Raw genomic sequence first — 16692 nt, 5'->3', positions numbered from 1 at the left:
TCACTCCAGGGTCCGGAAGATGCCGACCACCTTCCCGACGATCGTCACCTCCCCTTCCCCCTCGCGGACGATGATCGGCGCCATGTTCGGATTGCGCGGCTGGAGACGGATCTGCCCCCGCTCCCGGTAAAAAACTTTCAGGGTCGCTTCGCCGTCGATCATGGCGACGACGATATCGTTGTTCTCCGCCGTTGGCTGGGGCCGGATCAGGGCGAGATCACGGTCGAGGATGGCGGCATTGATCATCGAATCCCCCTTGACCCTGAGGAAGAACTGCCCCCCCTTCAGCTGGGCCTGGTCGATGGCGAGATACCCCTCGACATCCTCGATGGCCGGCTGCAGCGCCCCGGCCCGCACCACGCCGACGATCGGCAGCGTCGCCGAAGGGGTAGCCGCCCGCCCCACCAGGGAAATCCCCCGGGAACTGCCGGCATCACGCTGGATGTAGCCCTTTTTCTCCAAAGCGGCCAGATGCTTCATCACCCCCAGCGTACCGTTGATCCGGAGGTGGGCGGCGATTTCCCGCAGGGTCGGCGGATAACCGTGCCGTTCCAGGGAGGTTTCGATGAAGTGCAGCACTTCCTGCTGCCGGGAGGTAAGCTCTTCCATGGGAATACTCCTTACAGGTTGACACTTGACAACCTAACATGACCGCAACAGGATGTCAAGGGAGGAGCAACACGGCCGTACCACCCGAGGAGAAGGCACAGCATTGGCGGGACCGACGGACGCCGCACCGCAACGAGCCGCTTTTCGGCGTACCGCGGCGCTCGGCCGGCCCGCCGGCTCAGGGCGGCCGGCCCTTGCCGATCCGGCAGCTACCGGTCGCGCATGAGGAGTTCCGTTTCGGCAGAACGGTGCGGATACGGGCAAAGCCGCGATAGCAGAGCCGTGCCAGGCCATTAACGCCCGGCAGGACAACCAGACTGCCGAGAAAGCCATATAGTGTCGAAGCGGGAAAGGCCTGCCAGATGGCCCAGAAGGCGTCCACTCCCCGGTAGACTCTGCCACGGCGGTCAATGGCATGCAGCTGATACAGAAAATCCGCCAGTGGGATACCATACAGCGCGGCAGCGAAGTCGGGAGAGCTGATATCGACCGGAACAAGCTTCTTTTCCCGGTCCCGGCGGCCGTAATGCTCAATTTCCGCAGCGCAGACCGGGCAGGCTCCATCGTAAAAAACGCGCAACGGAAAGTCGGGTTTGTCGAGCATGGGGATACTCCTTTCCGGCATCGCCTCCGGCTCTGGGTAAAGCTTACCGCAAAGCGCCGTCATCTCGACGCCGGATCGTCAATTCCTTCCACCGCCGCCCCTTCCCGCCCCGCCATCAACGGGCTCCCACCGGGCAATTGACGAAGCAGAACAGCCTGTTACACTGGTTTCAACGAGAACATTCAGGAACGAATCACACCGCACCCCGGCCACTTCCGCGCCGGGGGGTGCACCGGTTCAAGGAGGGCGGACTCATGGGAAACAAACGAACGGGCATGACCCTGATAAAACCGTGGCTTCTCGCCATCGCGCTGGCCGCGGTGCAGATTTTTGGCGTTATCGCTCCGGCTCACGCCTCGGACCTCACCGAAGCCCAGGGGCTCGTCGACCGAGCCAAGGCGACCTTCAACGACTTCATGGCCGACAGCAATTATTCCTGGCTTCATGACCACCTGAAGGAGGCCAAGGGCGTCCTGATCTTTCCCCAGGTTATCAAGGGAGGGTTCTTCATCGGCGGTTCGGGCGGGTCGGGACTGCTGGCGGTCAGAGATGAAAAGACCGGCGACTGGAGCCAGCCGGCCTTCTACACCATCGGCTCGGTCAGCTTCGGCCTGCAGATCGGCGGCGAGGCCGCTGAAGTGGTGATGATGGTAATGGACCAGAAAGGGATCGATTCGCTGCTCAGCTCGTCGATCAAACTGGGGGGAAGCGTTTCCATCGCCCTTGGCCCAGTCGGCGCCGGCGCCAAGGGAACGGTCACCGCCGACATCATCTCCTTTGCCAGATCGAAGGGACTCTATGCCGGACTCGACCTGGTCGGTTCGGTACTCGAAGTGCGCGACAGCCTGAACAATGCCTATTACGGCAAAAAGGTCCGGCCGGTGGCGATTGTCATCGAGCGGAAAGTCAGTAATCCCGAGTCGGCCGGGCTATTGGCGGTACTGCGGCGAGCAGCCAGGTAGCCCCCATCCGGAAATGCCGGGTGAGCAGCTGGGGTCTCCGGATGGGGTTGATTCGACCGGCCCGGCAGCGGGAGATGTCCAATGACCGAGACGATCAGGAACTTCATTGACGGAACATGGGCCGATGCCGGCGCCGGCCGGCGCTTCACCAGCCACAACCCGGCCGACGTCCGCCAACCGGTGGTCGAAGCGCCACTCTCCAGTCGGGAGGATGTGGATCGGGCAGTGGCGGCAGCCCGGGCGGCACTACCGGCCTGGCGCTCGCTGCCCCCGCCGCGGCGCGGCGAAATCCTCTATCGGGCCGGCGCACTCCTCATCGCCCACAAACAGCGGCTCGGTGAACTGGTTACCCGCGAGATGGGCAAGGTAATTGCCGAAGGGCTCGGCGACGTCCAGGAGGCGATCGACATCGCCTTCTACATGGCCGGCGAGGGACGCCGCTTCCAGGGAGAAACCGTCCCCTCCGAACTCCCCGATAAGGATTGCAAGAGCATCCGCGAGCCGCTCGGCGTCGTCGCCCTGATCACCCCCTGGAATTTTCCGATCGCCATCCCCGCCTGGAAGCTGTTCGGTTCGCTGATCTGCGGCAACACCGTCATCCTCAAGCCGTCGTCGGAAACCCCGGCCTGCGCCGCCGCCCTGGTCGGCATCCTGGCCGAGGCCGGCATCCCGCCGGGAGTGGTCAACCTCGTCTGCGGCCCCGGCGAGGAGGTCGGCGAATACCTCGTCACCCATCCCGACGTGGACGGAGCCTCCTTCACCGGCTCCTGCGCCGCCGGCGAACGGCTGGAACGGCGCCTCGCCGAGCTGCACCGCCCCCTGGCACTGGAAATGGGGGGCAAAAATGCCCTCATCGTCATGGACGACGCCGACCTGGAGCTGGCGCTGGAGGGGACGCTCTGGGGCGGGTTCGGTACCAGCGGCCAACGTTGCACCGCCGCCAGCCGCATTGTCGTCCACGAACGGGTCTGCGAACGGTTCGTGACGCTCCTCGCCGAGCGGGCGAAGCAGCTCCGGCTCGGCGACGGGCTCCACGCCCCGACCGACGTCGGGCCACTGATCAACGAGAGCCAGGGGCGCAAGGTCCTCGACTACATCAGCATCGGTCGGGAAGAAGGAGCACGGCTGGTGGTCGGCGGCCGGCGGGTCGAGGACGGCGAGCTGGCCCACGGCTTCTTCATCGAGCCGACGGTCTTCAGCGGCGTGACGCCCGCCATGCGGATCGCTCGGGAGGAAATTTTCGGCCCGGTGGTAAGCATCCTCTCCTGCGCCTCCTTCGAAGAAGCGGTCCGGATCGTCAACAACGTCCCCTTCGGGCTCTCCTCGGCGATCTACAGCCGCGACGTCAATACCACCGCCCGCGCCGAGCGGGAGCTGGCAACCGGGATCGTCTACATCAATGCCTCGACCATCGGCGCCGAGGTCCACCTCCCCTTCGGCGGCTGGCGCCATTCGGGCTCCGGCCACCCCGAGGCGGGCGGCCGGGGGGGCGCCATCGATTTTTTCAGCCGGATCAAGGTTGTCTACCGCGACTACAGCGGCAAGCTGCAGCGGGCCCAGATCGACACAACCGGCTGAGGGGCACCCAAAGGAGCTTCATGTTCAAGGGGATCGATTACTACGACATCGAAAACGACCTGCCACGGGCGACCCGGCAGCTCCGCGACACCATCCGCTCGTTCGTCGACCGGGAGGTGCTGCCGGTGATCCGCGAACATTACCGGGTCGGCACCTTCCCCCGCCAGTTGGTACCGCGGCTGGCAGAGCTGGGAGCGTTCACTGCCGGGCTCACCGGCGGCGACCGGCCGCCCCTCGACAGCGTGACTTACGGGCTGTTGATGCAGGAACTGGAGCGCGGCGATTCGGCGCTCCGCAGCTTCGCCTCGGTCCAGGGAGCGCTGGTGATGTACCCGATTCGGGCGTTTGGCAGCAAGGCCCAGCAGGAGCGCTGGTTGCCCCTGCTCGCCAGCGGCCGGGCAATCGGCTGCTTCGGGCTCACCGAGCCGGGCGGCGGCTCCGACCCGGCCGCCATGAGCACCTGGGCGGAGAAGCAGGGAGACGGCTACCGGCTCCAGGGCTACAAGATGTGGATTACCAACGGCACCATCGCCGACGTGGCATTGATCTGGGCCAAGCTGGACGGCGCGGTCCGCGGGTTCCTCGTCGAGCGCGGCACCCCGGGCTTCACCGCCAGCGAGATCACCGGCAAGCTCTCCCACAGGGCGTCGGATACCGGCTCGCTGGTCCTCGACAATGTGACGGTGCCGGCGGGGAGCATCCTCCCGAAAGCCGGCGGGCTGAAAAACGCCCTCGCCTGTCTCGACCAGGCCCGCTACGGCATCGCCTGGGGCGCCCTCGGCGCCGCCCAGGCCTGTTTCGACGAAGTGCTGGCCTTCACCGGCCAGCGGCAAACCTTCGGCCGGCCGCTGGCCGCCCGGCAGTTGGTCCAGGCCAAACTGGCCGACATGCTGACCGAAATCACCAAGGGGCAGCTCCTCGCCCTGCAGCTGGCCCGGCTCCGGGAGGCGGGCCGGCTCCGCCCCGAGCAGGTCTGTCTTGCCAAGCGGAATAACGTCCGGATGGCCCTGGAAGTGGCCCGGACCGCCCGCGAGATGCTCGGCGCCAACGGAATCAGCGACGGCTATCAGAGCATGCGGCACCTCTGCAACCTGGAATCGGTGGATACCTACGAAGGGACCTACGAGGTGCACACCCTGGCCATCGGCCGGGACCTGACCGGAATCAGCGCCTTTTCCTGATCGGCCCGGCCACCATTCCACGCGACAGGAGCATCCATGTCTACGAACAGGGACATTCTCGACCGGGGGGCCGCGGTCTTCACCCCCGCCCTCCACGTCTATCATCCTCTTGCCATCGAGCGCGGTGAGGGGTGCCGGGTCATCGACCGGGAAGGGAACAGCTATCTCGACTGCTCGTCAGGGCTGGCAGTCCTCAACATCGGCCACAACCCGCCACGGGTCATGGCCCGGGTAGCGGAGCAACTGCCCCGTTTCGTCCATACCGGCGGAATCTACCACAACGAAAGCACCACGGCAGCCGCGGAACTTCTGACCTCGGTCACCCCGCCGGGACTCGACATGCTTTTCTTCAGCAACGCCGGCGCCGAAGCGGTGGAAGGGGCACTGAAACTCGCCCGCTACGTCACCGGCCGCCAGGGGATCATCGCCTTCAGCGGCGCCTTTCACGGCCGGACCATGGGCGCCCTCTCGCTCACCACCAGCCGCAGCCGCTACCGGGAACACTACCATCCGCTGCTGCCGTCGGTGTATCACGTCCCCTACCCGTACTGCTACCGCTGCCAGTTCGGCAACACCGCCAACGGCTGCACATTCGCCTGCCTCGCCTATCTCGAACAGCTGCTGCGTTGCCAGATATCCCCGCAGGAAGTAGCGGCGATCATTATCGAGCCGGTCCTCGGCGAAGGGGGCTACGTACCGGCACCGGAGCTGTTTCTGGGGACGCTTCGCCGGCTCTGTGACGAGCACGGCATCCTGCTCATCTTCGACGAAGTGCAGTCGGGAGTCGGCCGGACCGGCGACTGGTTCGCCGCCCAGGGCTATGGCATCACCCCGGACATCCTGACCGTCGCCAAGGGGATCGCCTCCGGCTTTCCCCTTTCGGCGGTCGTCTCCCGTCACGAGCTCATGGAACGGTGGCCGAGCTATGCCCACGGCACCACCTTCGGCGGCAACCCGGTCTCCTGTGCCGCGGCCATCGGCACCATCGAAACGATCCGCGACGACGGGCTGCTCCCCCGCTGCCGGGCCTTGGGCGCAATGGCGGTCGACCGGCTGCGCGCCTTGCAGGAGCGACATCCTGTCATCGGCGACGTGCGCGGACCGGGGCTGATGATCGGCATCGAGCTGGTGACGGCCGACGGCGCGCCGGACAGTGCCGCCTGCCAGCGGCTGATCAGCGAATGCCGGGAACGGGGGTTGTTGATCATCAACTGCGGGCCGGACCGCAACATCATCAGGTTCATCCCGCCACTCACCATCAGCGACGCCGAGTTGGCCGAAGCCCTGGACATCTTCGCCCGGGCGCTCGAAACGGTAATCGAGGAGTAGATGGCTCGGCTCGGAAAACCGCCGACGGGAGAACATGTCGGCTGGATGCCGGTTCACAGGGTGAAATAAAAACTCGCGCCCTTGTCCGGTTCGCCTTCAGCCCAGATATTCCCGCCATGACGCAGAATGATTCGCTGGACGGTGGCCAGCCCGATACCGATCCCTTCGAAATCGTCCTGGCTGTGCAGCCGCTGGAACGGCCCGAACAGCCGCTCGGCATAGTTCATGTCGAAACCAGCGCCGTTATCGCGGACCAGGCAGGCGGCTGCGGCAGTAGTCGCCACCCGGCCGAACTCGATCACCCCGTGTGACTTCTTCGAGGTATATTTCCAGGCATTGCCCAGCAGGTTGCCGATGACGATCTCCATCAGCGTCGGGTCGGCATTGACGACAACGTTGTCGGCGATCCGGAATTCCACGTCGCGTGACGGCTCCGCCTTGGCCAGTTCACCGGCAATCCGCCGAACGATGAGGGAAAGGTCGACCCGCTGTAGCCTGAGTTCGCTCCGGGATACTTGGGAAAGGCCGAGGAGTGCACTGATCAATTCCTCCATCTTGGCTGCCGAGGCCCGGATCCGTCCGAGGTGATCATGACAGCCGCTCTGGAAGCTGTCCTGGCAGTCTCGTTCGATAATATCGCAAAACATCCGGATATGGCGGAGCGGCGTACGGAGATCGTGAGAGACCGAAAAACTGAATGACTCCAGCTCGCGATTGGCGGCTTCTAGCTGCATCGTCCGTTCCCGGACCCGTTGTTCCAGCTCCTCGTTAAGCCGGCGGATGGACTCCTCCGCCCTCTTCCGTTCCATCAACACCCCCCACTCGCGCAGGGCACGGGCCACGGTCCGCGGCATCTCGGTGAACGCGTCGACGGATTTGACCACGTAATCGAATGCCCCTGAACGCATGGCATCGACGGCAATCTGCTCGTTGCCGTAGCTAGTCATGATCAGCACCGGAAACGGGCCATTTTCCGGCGGCGCGGTCAGGATCTCCCCTGCCCGGCCATCCGGCAGGTTCAGGTCGATCAGGGCAATGTCCGGCGGCCAGGCGGCAATCTGCCGGCGATAGTCGTCTAGGGTACCCGCCACCCGGATTTCAGCATCCGAGTTGGCGGCCATGAGCGCCCGCCTGATGGCTTCGGCGTGGGCCGGCTCGTCGTCGACAATCATAATGTGTACCGGGGGAAGCGTCATGGTTGCTCCAGAAACGGCCTCAATAGGGATAGCCGTTCCACATCAGCCAGTAATAGCCGAGGTTTTCCATCAGCGACAGGAACTGGGGAAACTCCACCGGCTTCACCAGATAACTGTTGGCGTGATGATCGTACGCGTTGATCATGTCCGCCTCGGCTGCCGAGGTGGTCAGGATCACCACCGGGATATGGCAGAGATTGCGGTCCTCCTTGACGGTCTTCAGCACCTCCAGGCCGTCGACCTTGGGAAGCCGCAGATCGAGCAGGATCAGGCCGGGAGCGGGCGACAGCTCGGGATCGGCGAATTCGCCCTGCCGGTAGAGATAATCGAGGGCCGCCTGGCCGTCGGCCACATGGAGCAGCCGGTTAGCAATGCGAAAGCCGGCGAAGTTCCGCCGAACGATCTCGGCATGGGCCGGGTCGTCCTCCACCAACAGGATAACGATCGGGGTACCTTTCATGAGCCATCTCCTCTCAAGACGCGTTTAAAGGCCTCGGGGAGCGTGAAACGGAACGTCGCGCCGCCCCCCTCGCCGGTCGATTCGACCCAGATTTTCCCCTGATACAGTTCGACGATCCGCCGGACCAACGCCAGGCCAAGGCCGGTCCCCGTGCTTCCGGCATCGAGTTTTTCGAACAGGCCGAAGATCTTCTCATGAAAGCGCGGATCGATACCGCCGCCGTTATCCCGGACGAAAAAGGTCGTCTCCCGCCCCTCGCCGACGGCGCCGATCTCGATCTGCGGCACCGCCTGGCTGCCCATAAACTTCACTGCGTTCTCCACCAGGTTCTGCCAGATTTCCACCAGCCGCGCCCGGTCGCCGCAGAGGGTAACCGCCGCCTCGGCAATCCGTACCGCTACCCCCCGTTCGGCAATCTGGCCGGCCACCAGGTTGACGGCAGCCCCGGCCAGTTCCCGGAACGTCACGTCGGTCGGCGGGTTGATAAGCCGACCGATCCGCGACATCTCCAGCAGTTCGTCGAGCAATTGCCCCATCCGGTCCGTTGCCGTGGCCATGTAGAGCATGTCCTTCTCAATCTGCCCGCCATTGCCGCTGAGCAAGTCGCTCCGAAGATAGCCGAGGAACGTCTTCACCGTGACCAGCGGACTCCTGAGGTCATGGGAAATCATATAGGTGAACCGTTCCAGCTCGGCATTCTTTTCCTGCAGTTCTCGCTCCTTGTTGCGCAACTCGGTCACGTCCTGCAAGGTACCGAACGAGGCCACCGCCTTCCCCGACTCGTCGCGCTCAATCTCGCCAACCCCGTCCAGGTAACGAGTCTCCCCGTCGGGGCGGATGATTCGGGCGCCGAACCGGCCCCTCCCTTGCGGCGGCAAGGAATCCCGGTCACGGCGAAAGGTCTCCAGGTCATCAGGGTGGATGTAGCGCAAATAGCTTTCCCGAGAGGGCGAAAAGGACTCCTTGTCGAGACCGAAAATCCGATACAGTTCGTCGGACCACACCAACCGGTCGTTCGCCAGGTCCCGCCGCCAATGGCCGAAATGGGCAATCTCCTCGGCGCGCCGCAGCCGTTCCGCGCCTGCCCGGAGCGCTTGCTGCGCCTGCACCGAGGCGGTGATATCCTCGCTGAACACCACGACTCCGGCTACCTCCCCCCTTACGCCGTGCCAGGGTCGGACTTCCCAGCGCAGCCACTGTACCGAGCCGTCGGCCCGTTCGAAGCGGTCGGCGTCGGCCGTTACCACCTCTCCTGCCAGGGCACGACCATGGACCTGCTTCCACCGATCGGGAATCTCGGGAAATACGTCGTAATGGGACAATCCGGTCAAATCACGCTCGCCAAGGTTATAATCGGCCAACCAGCGGCGGCTGACGACCAGATAGCGCATCTGTCGGTCGAACATCGCCAGCGAGGCAGGGGCGTACTCGACGAACAGCCGCAGCCGCGCCTCGCTTTCGCGCAGCGATTCTTCCGCCCGTTTGCGCTCGCTGATGTCTCGAACGACGCTGATCAGCATCCGCGTCCCGCCGATGGTCGCACCCTGTGAGCTGACCTCCACCGGGAAGATCGTGCCGTCCCGGCGCAGATGCACCGTCTCGAACAAGACGCCGCCGGCATCGGCATCGGCCATATGGCCGTCAGTCAGCTCTTGCAGCGCCGGCGCCCGCAATTCCTTGACCGTCATGGCCAGCAGTTCGTCGCGACGGTACCCATAAGTGGCAACCGCCGCGTTGTTGGCTTCGAGGATTTGACCGTCGCCGCGCCGGATGAAGAAGATAACGTCCCGGCTGTGGCTGACCAGCAGCTCGAAGCGTTGCAGCGCCTCTTCCCGCTGCTTGCGGGCGGTAATATCGAGGACGACGCCGATCACCGCCGCTTTCCCCTGGTAATCGAAGGAGCGGCCATGAACTTCGACATTGATCGTCGTGCGATCCCGGCGGATACCGACAAAATCGTAGCGCATTTCCGCTTCCCGACCGGCGATGCGCAAGCGGACGTTTTCCGCCACCAAGGCCCGATCATCGGGGGACACAAGATCGAGCACGGGAACCCGGTCGATCAGATCGTCCGGCGATTCATAGCCGAACAGTTCGGCAAAGCCCGGATTCACGTAACGAAAATAGCCGCCCTCGATGATATAGATGCCGATCAGCGACTGTTCGACCAGACTGCGAAACTTGTTTTCGGCCGCCCGCAGCTGGCCCTCCGCCCGCTTGCGCGCCGTGATGTCCTGGATCGTGGCAACCCGGTACATCAACTCCCGACGGTCATTCCGGACAGTCACCACATCGATCTGAGCCGGAAAGACGGTGCCGTCGGCACGTACCATCAGCGATTCGTAGTGGACCTGCCCGGTCCGGTCGGCCTCGGCGATCATCCTGCCAACCATCTCGTGTTCCTCGGCCGCATAGACGGCAAGGATCGGCAGACCGGCCACCTCGGCCGGCAATCGGCCATGGAGGTTGGCGAAGGCGGGATTGCAGACAAGGATTCGCTCCGTCACAGGATCGCCGATGGCAATCCCGTGGGCACAAAATTCAAAGGCATCGGCCCAGCGACGCAGTGCCGACTCGGAGAGAGCATGGGCGCGCCCTGCCGCGGCAACGGCCAGGCAGACACCACCGAGCAGCAGTGCGGCCCCCGCCAGCAACCAGGCAAACATGGCATCCTGATGAGCAATCAGGTATTGCACGCGCTGGCGGGTAGTCTGGTCGAGCCGGCCGGCTTCCTGTTCGAGTTGGTGATAGGCGATCCTCAATTCCGTCTCGACCTGGGGATCGATGTTTCGTTGCCGACCGTTCAATCTGGTCAGTTGCGCCTCAAAAACCCGCAGTTTGTCATGGAAAGACGTGGTGGAATCTTGCCGGCTGCCGAGGTTGACGGTCGCCAGGTCAAAGGAGTCCAGTGCCTGGTGCAGCAGGGCAACAGCATCTCCGCGCCCGGTGGTCGGCAGCGAGGACTCCCGGTCCAACGTAGCGGCCAGAAACCCTTGGGCAAGCTCGATCCGGGCCTGGCGCATCGTCTCCAGAGCCTTCATCGCCCGAATGAGCGTATCCCGCTGCTGCAGGTGCAGCCAGGAGATCACCCCGCAGACCAGGATCGACATGGCCACGGCCCCCCACGCCCAGCGACGGTGATGGACGGCACGAAGCCAGAAAGGGAAACTCATCGGACAAGGACCTCGCTGGTAGTAATAGTTCCCGGCAGCGCCAAACGGCCGAAACCGAACCGGGAGAGCAGCGCCAGATGTTCAGGACTATCGACAAAGGGATGTAGCGCCTTATTCCAGGCATCAAGCAACTGGTGGTCCTCTTTGCGGAAACCGAACGCGCAGTAGCTGCTCCCCTTCATCTGGGCCGGCGTCGGCTGTTCGAACGGTTCAGCCAGTGCCGTCCTCCCCGATGCCGCTCGATCCACCATCCAGCGCAACGTCGGTTGCGACAGTGCCAGGCCGTCGGCAACGCCGGATTCCACCGCCAGTCGGCCGGTCAGGGCGTCGGGAACCGAGACGATCTGCCGCTCGGGGACCTTCATCTGGCGAAGCAGTGTTTCCTCGAACGAGCCGGCAAGGACGGCTATCCTGATGCCGGGACGCGTCAAGACATCCCGGTAGGCATGGAGCTGCCGCGGATTGCCGCGGCGAACCAGCAGCCCCTGCCGCACCCGGAGCAACGGTTCGCTGAAAGCAATCCGTTTCGCCCGTTGCGGGGTAATGAACATCCCGGCAGCGATCAGATCGAAGCGACCGCTTTCCAGATCGGGAATTAAGGCATCGAAATCCGTCTGCACCCATTCGACCCGGCGAATCCCGAGACGGGCGGCGAGATATTTCGCCGCCTCCGGAAACTCCCCCGTCACTTGGCAATTGGCACCGACGAACGCATAGGGAGCCTCGACCGCGTAACCGACCCTGACCACCCCCGCTTCCCGGAGCCGGGCCAGCGACCGGTCACGCGTGCAGGAAACAGCTACGACAGCGACAGTGCAAATGGCCGCAAACACCAGGACAGCACCGATTATCCGGGAATTCCTTTTCATCCGCGCCACCTCTCTCGGCGAGGCAGGTCGTCAGCGCACCGCCGCAGCGCTTGATCGAGCGCGCCAACCGGGGGCGGTAACAAAGACACAACATGCCAGTCTATCGCTCAAATTTTTACCATACAATTTCAGTCAGTCAAAAGATTTGAAGCATTACAATCCAATAATACTGTAATGTTACTACATATAGTAACCACACTTATATAGTAGACAACCAATAACCAGGTTTAAGCATAAGGCTTACATAAACGCTAAAGGGAAACCGACAATTGCAAGCGCCCCCGGGCGGGTTACAATCAACGTGAGGAGGGCTTGAAGACAACTACGGAAAGGATGCCGCCATGACAAAACACGATCGGGAACGGCAGGAACGATTGATTGCACTGTTGCGGGAAAAGAAACAAACGCTCTGGAGCGAGCTGCGCGAGGAACTCTTCAGGAAGACCGGCGAAGGGCTGCAGTCCCAATATGAATTGCCCCAGGATCTGGGCGACCGGGGCATGATCGACCTGTTGGCCGACATGGGGCTCGCCCTGGCCGACATTCACCAGGAGGAATTGACCCGGATGGAGGAGGCGGAGCGGAAACTCCGGGAAGGCACCTACGGGCGTTGCGAAGAGTGCGGCCGGGAGATCGACGAAAAACGGCTGGCGCTCTTGCCGTTCACCCCCTGCTGCGTTTCCTGCCAGACCCGCCGCGAAGGGCCGGCGACACCGCCGGGAGTCACCCTCTGAACGGTCGGCAACGACGGTAGCTGCCAGCCAAATGACGAAAATGAAAACGAATTTTCCGGTTATGTTTCGTGACAGTTATCCACTGTCGCGAGACAGATTCGTTACCATGATCGACAGGCCGATATACGGAATACCGTATACGGGCAAAAATAGTTATTGACATGTAATTCCGGGATGTTGCAAACACTGCCTATTCGTTGCGCAACCTGAGAAAGTACTTAATGATACGGCAGAATCAGGGAGGATATCCACAGCTCTGGGGGAGTTATCCACAGGCGCCGTGGAAAGCTCGACAGAGACCGATCCTTCATCGGTAAAGTGCTCGCTGCGGGCGGAATCCTTCAGGGCCGATCCACTGGCTCGGCCGGTACGGAAATGGCCCCGAACAGGCACTCGGCAACACAACGGCCGCAACGGTCGCACCGTTCCGAGTTCCCGAGGATCGCCACCTTCCTGCCGCCGCGGCTCTCCAGGCTGAGCAGCCGGTTGCCGCAGGCCGCCACGCAGCGCCCGCACCCCTTGCAGCGGGCCGGCTCGACCATCACGGCGCCCTCCCCTTCGCACGCAACGAAACGCGGCATCGGCCGCCCGTCGACGGTCACCGTCTCGATGAATTGCGCCGGCGGCCGGACCCGCAACAAACGGTCGCCAGCCAGCCAAGTATAGACCACCAGCTCCGCGCCGGTTTCGCGTTCCCGGGCCACACTGAGCACCCGACAATATTTCCCCGTGTAATGACGGTAGATTCCCGGCTGGAGTTGGTCATTCATCGAATCTGCTTCCAGTATGGCGCATTCTTGGGCATGATCCAGCGCACGCCGCCGCGAGGGTCTTCCGTATCGCCTGCATAGCGGGGAATCAGGTGAATGTGTAGGTGCATGACCGTCTGGCCGGCGGCAATTCCATCATTGATACCGATATTGAAGCCATCGGGCTGACGGTCCTGCAGGATCAGTTGGCGCATCTTTGCCACGAGATCAAACAGTGCTGCCTGTTCTTCTTTGCTCGCCTCGAATAAGGAGGTGATATGGCGCTTTGGCACAATCAAGGTATGACCAGGAGTCACAGGATAAGCGTCGGGGATGGCCAGCGCACGGTCGTTGGCCAGCAGGATTGCTGATTGATTCGGGGTGCAAAACGGACAGCTGTTCATGGGCTCTCACTCTGCAAAACACGGCATCACCTGACGACATCAACGAGACTAGGAATTTCTCCGATAACCAGAGTGAGCATAGCGGGGCCATAACAAACAATCAACAACATTCCCGTCGCCATCAAACCAACGATTCCTCCAGAGTTCACTTGATGCGGCCTGGCTGCTGGCAAAACTGGCCAGGACAGTGTGCCGACAAAGCCATGCTCATAACAGACCCACCCCTGCCAAACAAAGCAAAACCCACACAGATTTGCCTATATTTTTAGCAGGTTACTAAATATAGTAACTTTTGCCCCACTAAACGGGAATCGACTCTTAAAGGGAAATATGCCCGCAAGAAGCATCAGGATCCGAGAAACAGCACCGGTTTGACATCCGAAAGAGCTTCCTTAAACTTATCTCTGATGCATTTTCGACTACCTCCGCCAAACGAGCACACCATGAACGAACAAACGCCGGCCGGCGATGGGCGAAGCGAAAACGAACGGCTCATGGCAATGGAGATGAACGGCCGGCGTCTGGTCTACTTCGCGGCGGAACGAACCCTGCTCACCTGGGTCCGGATTGCCCTGACCCTGATGGGCTTCGGCTTTATCATCGACCGCTTCAGCCTGGTCTACCAACAGGCATTCATGCCCACCGGGCTGCGCTGGTTCGGCAAAACGGTCCCCTCCTGGGCCGGCTCGGGGATGGTAATACTCGGTTCGGCGGTGAGCATCGTCGCGGCGATGAGTTACTTCCGCTTCACCCTCCGTTACCGCCGGGGAGATACGATGCCCGGCGACGGGTTACTCTTCGGGGTCATGTTGGCGATAGTCGTCGCTGGTCTAGGCCTGGCGCTCGTAGTCTTTCTGTTCGCCGCCGCGGTCTGAACGGCGCCACCCGGATACGACAAACTCAGAAGCGAGGTCCCATGAATCGGTTCGGCTCCTGGCGGGAAATCTTCCAGTGGGACAATCTGATGGTTTCGGCGGGGCTGGCGGTGACGGCACTGCTGGCGGGAGTGGTACTTTTCCGGCTGCTCTGGTCGTTCCTCGGCCGGCTTGTCGAGCAGACGGCAGCGAAGCAAGGGGCGATCCTGATCGCCCGGCTGCGGCGGCCGGCCCGGGTCACAATTCCGCTGCTGGTGCTGATGGTGGTCCAGCCGACCCTGGCGTTCCCCGCCGAGGTCCGCGAACTGCTCCAGCACCTGTTCAGCATCCTGTTCATCGCCGCTACCAGCTGGCTGCTCATCGACGTGATCGTCGCCGGCCGGGACATCGTCCTGAGCCGCTACGACTTCGAGGCGAAGGACAACCTCCGGGCCCGGGCGGTCTATACCCAGCTGACGGTACTGGTGAAGATCGCCGTGGTGATCGTCAGCATCGTCGCCGTAGCGACAATGCTGATGACGTTCGAGCGGATTCGCCAGGTGGGGATGAGCATCCTGGCTTCGGCGGGGATCGCCGGGATCATCATCGGTTTCGCCGCCCAGCGGAGCATCGCCACTCTTTTGGCCGGCCTGCAGATCGCCATCACCCAGCCGATCCGGCTCGGCGATATCGTGATCGTCGAGGGGGAATGGGGAACCGTCGAGGAGATCAGCCTCACCTACGTGGTGATCCGGATCTGGGACCTGCGGCGGCTGGTGGTGCCGGTGACCTACTTCCTCGACAAACCCTTCCAGAACTGGACCCGGGTCTCGGCCAACCTGCTTGGAACGGTCTTCATCTATACCGACTATACGCTGCCGGTGGAGGAGCTGCGGCAGGAGTTGCACCGGATTCTGGAGAGCTCGGCCAACTGGGACCGGGAAACCTGGGGACTACAGATGACCAAGGTGAGCGAGCAGACCATGGAACTGCGCGCCCTGATGAGCGCCGCCGATTCGACGGCTGTCTGGGACCTCCGTTGTGAAGTGCGGGAGAAGTTGGTGGAATTCATCCGCCGCCACTACCCGGCGAGCCTGCCGCGACTGCGGACCGAACTGCACGGGGAGCTGCCGGGGGGCTCCCTGCCCCTTACCTGAAACGGGCGATCGCCTCTTCGATCGCTATTCCCCACTCGTCGACCGCCGCTTCGATCTCGCCTTTGATCGCTTCCCAGGAATGGCCTTCCGCCCGGCGCAGTTCCTCGATTTTCAACGCTACGGCACTCTTCCTGCCCTGTAGCTCGTCTAGTTCTTTCTCGAACGCCGAGCGTCGCTCGACCGGCACCGCCTTTGCCCGCTCGCCGAGCTGGCCGAGTCTCCGTTCGCCCGCCGCCAGTTTGGCCACCAGTTCTTCCCGGCACCGCTCCTGCAACGACATGACAGGCCTCCTTTCCACGCCACGGCATCAGCTGACGAGTTTCGCCTCCATGGTGATCTCCGCCTGCAACAACCGCGAGACAGGACACCCTTTCTTGGCGGCGAAGGCAGCGCTCTCGAACCCCTCACGCGTAGCTCCCGGCACCTTGGCCGCCACGTCGAGATGGACTCTGCTTACCGTCCACCCTTCGTCCAGCTTGTCAAAAAAGACGGTCGCGCTGGTCGAGATGCTGTCGGGCTTCAAACCGGCGCCGCCAAGCTGGGCGGCGAGCGCCATGGAAAAGCAGCCGGCGTGGGCCGCCGCAATCAGTTCCTCCGGATTGGTCCCCGCCCCATTCTCGAAGCGGGTAGTGAACGAATAGGGCGTCGCGCTGAGAATGCCGCTCTCCGTCGATACCGTCCCGCTCCCCCCCTTCAGCTCACCCTGCCAGACCGCTGAACCGCGTCGTTTCATCATGTCACCTCCATTGTTCCTGAATTCTCCGCCGCCCTCCCCGGCCGGGGAGAAGGCCATGTCATTATGAGCAAAGTATAACTTCTTACGCGGCCGGTTC

At 62.9% G+C, this 16692-nt stretch carries 17 protein-coding genes; 7 read left to right on the top strand and 10 right to left on the bottom strand.

The window, feature by feature from the left end; translation table 11 throughout:
• On the bottom strand, positions 1-609 hold the full coding sequence (gene lexA, locus QMN23_RS09760) for a transcriptional repressor LexA (protein WP_282003777.1): 609 nt from the start codon (positions 607-609) through the stop codon (positions 1-3).
• Between the two features lie 178 nt (positions 610-787).
• Positions 788-1213 carry a thiol-disulfide oxidoreductase DCC family protein gene (locus QMN23_RS09755; protein WP_282003775.1) on the bottom strand — a complete coding sequence of 142 codons (426 nt, stop codon included), beginning with the start codon at positions 1211-1213 and terminating at the stop codon, positions 788-790.
• 254 nt (positions 1214-1467) lie between these two features.
• Between QMN23_RS09755 and QMN23_RS09750 the strand changes: the two genes are divergently transcribed.
• The 4 genes from QMN23_RS09750 (at position 1468) to QMN23_RS09735 (ending at position 6263) form a co-directional block, all read left to right on the top strand.
• Positions 1468-2175 carry a lipid-binding SYLF domain-containing protein gene (locus QMN23_RS09750; RefSeq protein ID WP_282003774.1) on the top strand — a complete coding sequence of 236 codons (708 nt, stop codon included), beginning with the start codon at positions 1468-1470 and terminating at the stop codon, positions 2173-2175.
• An 81-nt stretch (positions 2176-2256) separates the two neighbouring features.
• Complete coding sequence (locus tag QMN23_RS09745; protein WP_282003772.1) at positions 2257-3753, top strand: aldehyde dehydrogenase family protein; 1497 nt, start codon at positions 2257-2259, stop codon at positions 3751-3753.
• 20 nt (positions 3754-3773) lie between these two features.
• The gene (locus QMN23_RS09740; protein WP_282003770.1) at positions 3774-4934 is read left to right on the top strand and encodes an acyl-CoA dehydrogenase family protein; all 1161 of its coding nucleotides are present in this window, start codon (positions 3774-3776) and stop codon (positions 4932-4934) included.
• Between the two features lie 36 nt (positions 4935-4970).
• On the top strand, positions 4971-6263 hold the full coding sequence (locus tag QMN23_RS09735) for an aspartate aminotransferase family protein (protein WP_282003769.1): 1293 nt from the start codon (positions 4971-4973) through the stop codon (positions 6261-6263).
• A gap of 53 nt (positions 6264-6316) precedes the next feature.
• Here the strand turns inward: QMN23_RS09735 and QMN23_RS09730 are convergent, their stop codons facing one another.
• Genes QMN23_RS09730 through ehuB form a run of 4 tightly spaced genes read right to left on the bottom strand, consistent with a single transcriptional unit; the run spans position 6317 to position 11961 of the window.
• Positions 6317-7459, bottom strand: coding sequence for a sensor histidine kinase (locus tag QMN23_RS09730; RefSeq protein WP_282003767.1), 1143 nt, complete (start codon positions 7457-7459; stop codon positions 6317-6319).
• 19 nt (positions 7460-7478) lie between these two features.
• A complete protein-coding gene (locus QMN23_RS09725) occupies positions 7479-7919 on the bottom strand; it encodes a response regulator (RefSeq protein WP_282003765.1) in 441 nt (146 codons plus the stop codon).
• Positions 7916-11092, bottom strand: a complete 3177-nt coding sequence (locus tag QMN23_RS09720) for a PAS domain S-box protein (RefSeq protein ID WP_282003763.1) — start codon at positions 11090-11092, stop codon at positions 7916-7918. The genes QMN23_RS09725 and QMN23_RS09720 overlap by 4 nt, the downstream gene beginning before the upstream one ends.
• Positions 11089-11961, bottom strand: coding sequence for an ectoine/hydroxyectoine ABC transporter substrate-binding protein EhuB (gene ehuB / locus QMN23_RS09715; protein WP_282003762.1), 873 nt, complete (start codon positions 11959-11961; stop codon positions 11089-11091). Before ehuB ends, QMN23_RS09720 begins: the two co-directional genes overlap by 4 nt.
• A gap of 341 nt (positions 11962-12302) precedes the next feature.
• Between ehuB and QMN23_RS09710 the strand changes: the two genes are divergently transcribed.
• A complete protein-coding gene (locus tag QMN23_RS09710) occupies positions 12303-12695 on the top strand; it encodes a TraR/DksA family transcriptional regulator (RefSeq protein ID WP_282003760.1) in 393 nt (130 codons plus the stop codon).
• Positions 12696-13036: 341 nt separating this feature from the next.
• Here the strand turns inward: QMN23_RS09710 and QMN23_RS19695 are convergent, their stop codons facing one another.
• Both QMN23_RS19695 and QMN23_RS09700 read right to left on the bottom strand, forming a co-directional pair.
• Complete coding sequence (locus QMN23_RS19695) at positions 13037-13465, bottom strand: DUF1653 domain-containing protein (protein ID WP_282003758.1); 429 nt, start codon at positions 13463-13465, stop codon at positions 13037-13039.
• On the bottom strand, positions 13462-13848 hold the full coding sequence (locus QMN23_RS09700; RefSeq protein WP_282003756.1) for an HIT family protein: 387 nt from the start codon (positions 13846-13848) through the stop codon (positions 13462-13464). Before QMN23_RS09700 ends, QMN23_RS19695 begins: the two co-directional genes overlap by 4 nt.
• Before the next feature lie 443 nt (positions 13849-14291).
• Between QMN23_RS09700 and QMN23_RS09695 the strand changes: the two genes are divergently transcribed.
• On the top strand, positions 14292-14723 hold the full coding sequence (locus tag QMN23_RS09695; protein ID WP_282003755.1) for a YidH family protein: 432 nt from the start codon (positions 14292-14294) through the stop codon (positions 14721-14723).
• Between the two features lie 41 nt (positions 14724-14764).
• Positions 14765-15859 carry a mechanosensitive ion channel family protein gene (locus QMN23_RS09690; protein ID WP_282003753.1) on the top strand — a complete coding sequence of 365 codons (1095 nt, stop codon included), beginning with the start codon at positions 14765-14767 and terminating at the stop codon, positions 15857-15859.
• Here QMN23_RS09690 and QMN23_RS09685 read toward each other — a convergent pair.
• On the bottom strand, positions 15852-16139 hold the full coding sequence (locus tag QMN23_RS09685) for a hypothetical protein (protein WP_282003751.1): 288 nt from the start codon (positions 16137-16139) through the stop codon (positions 15852-15854). The two genes, QMN23_RS09690 and QMN23_RS09685, sit on opposite strands and share 8 nt — an antisense overlap.
• 27 nt (positions 16140-16166) lie before the next feature.
• Positions 16167-16595: an OsmC family protein gene (locus QMN23_RS09680; protein WP_282003749.1), complete on the bottom strand. Its 429-nt coding sequence runs from the start codon at positions 16593-16595 to the stop codon at positions 16167-16169.
• Positions 16596-16692: the final 97 nt, after the last annotated feature.

The sequence above is a fragment of the Geotalea uraniireducens genome (assembly GCF_027943965.1).
Classification (GTDB): domain Bacteria; phylum Desulfobacterota; class Desulfuromonadia; order Geobacterales; family Geobacteraceae; genus Geobacter; species Geobacter uraniireducens.
This window is presented reverse-complemented; position numbering and strand designations above follow the sequence as displayed.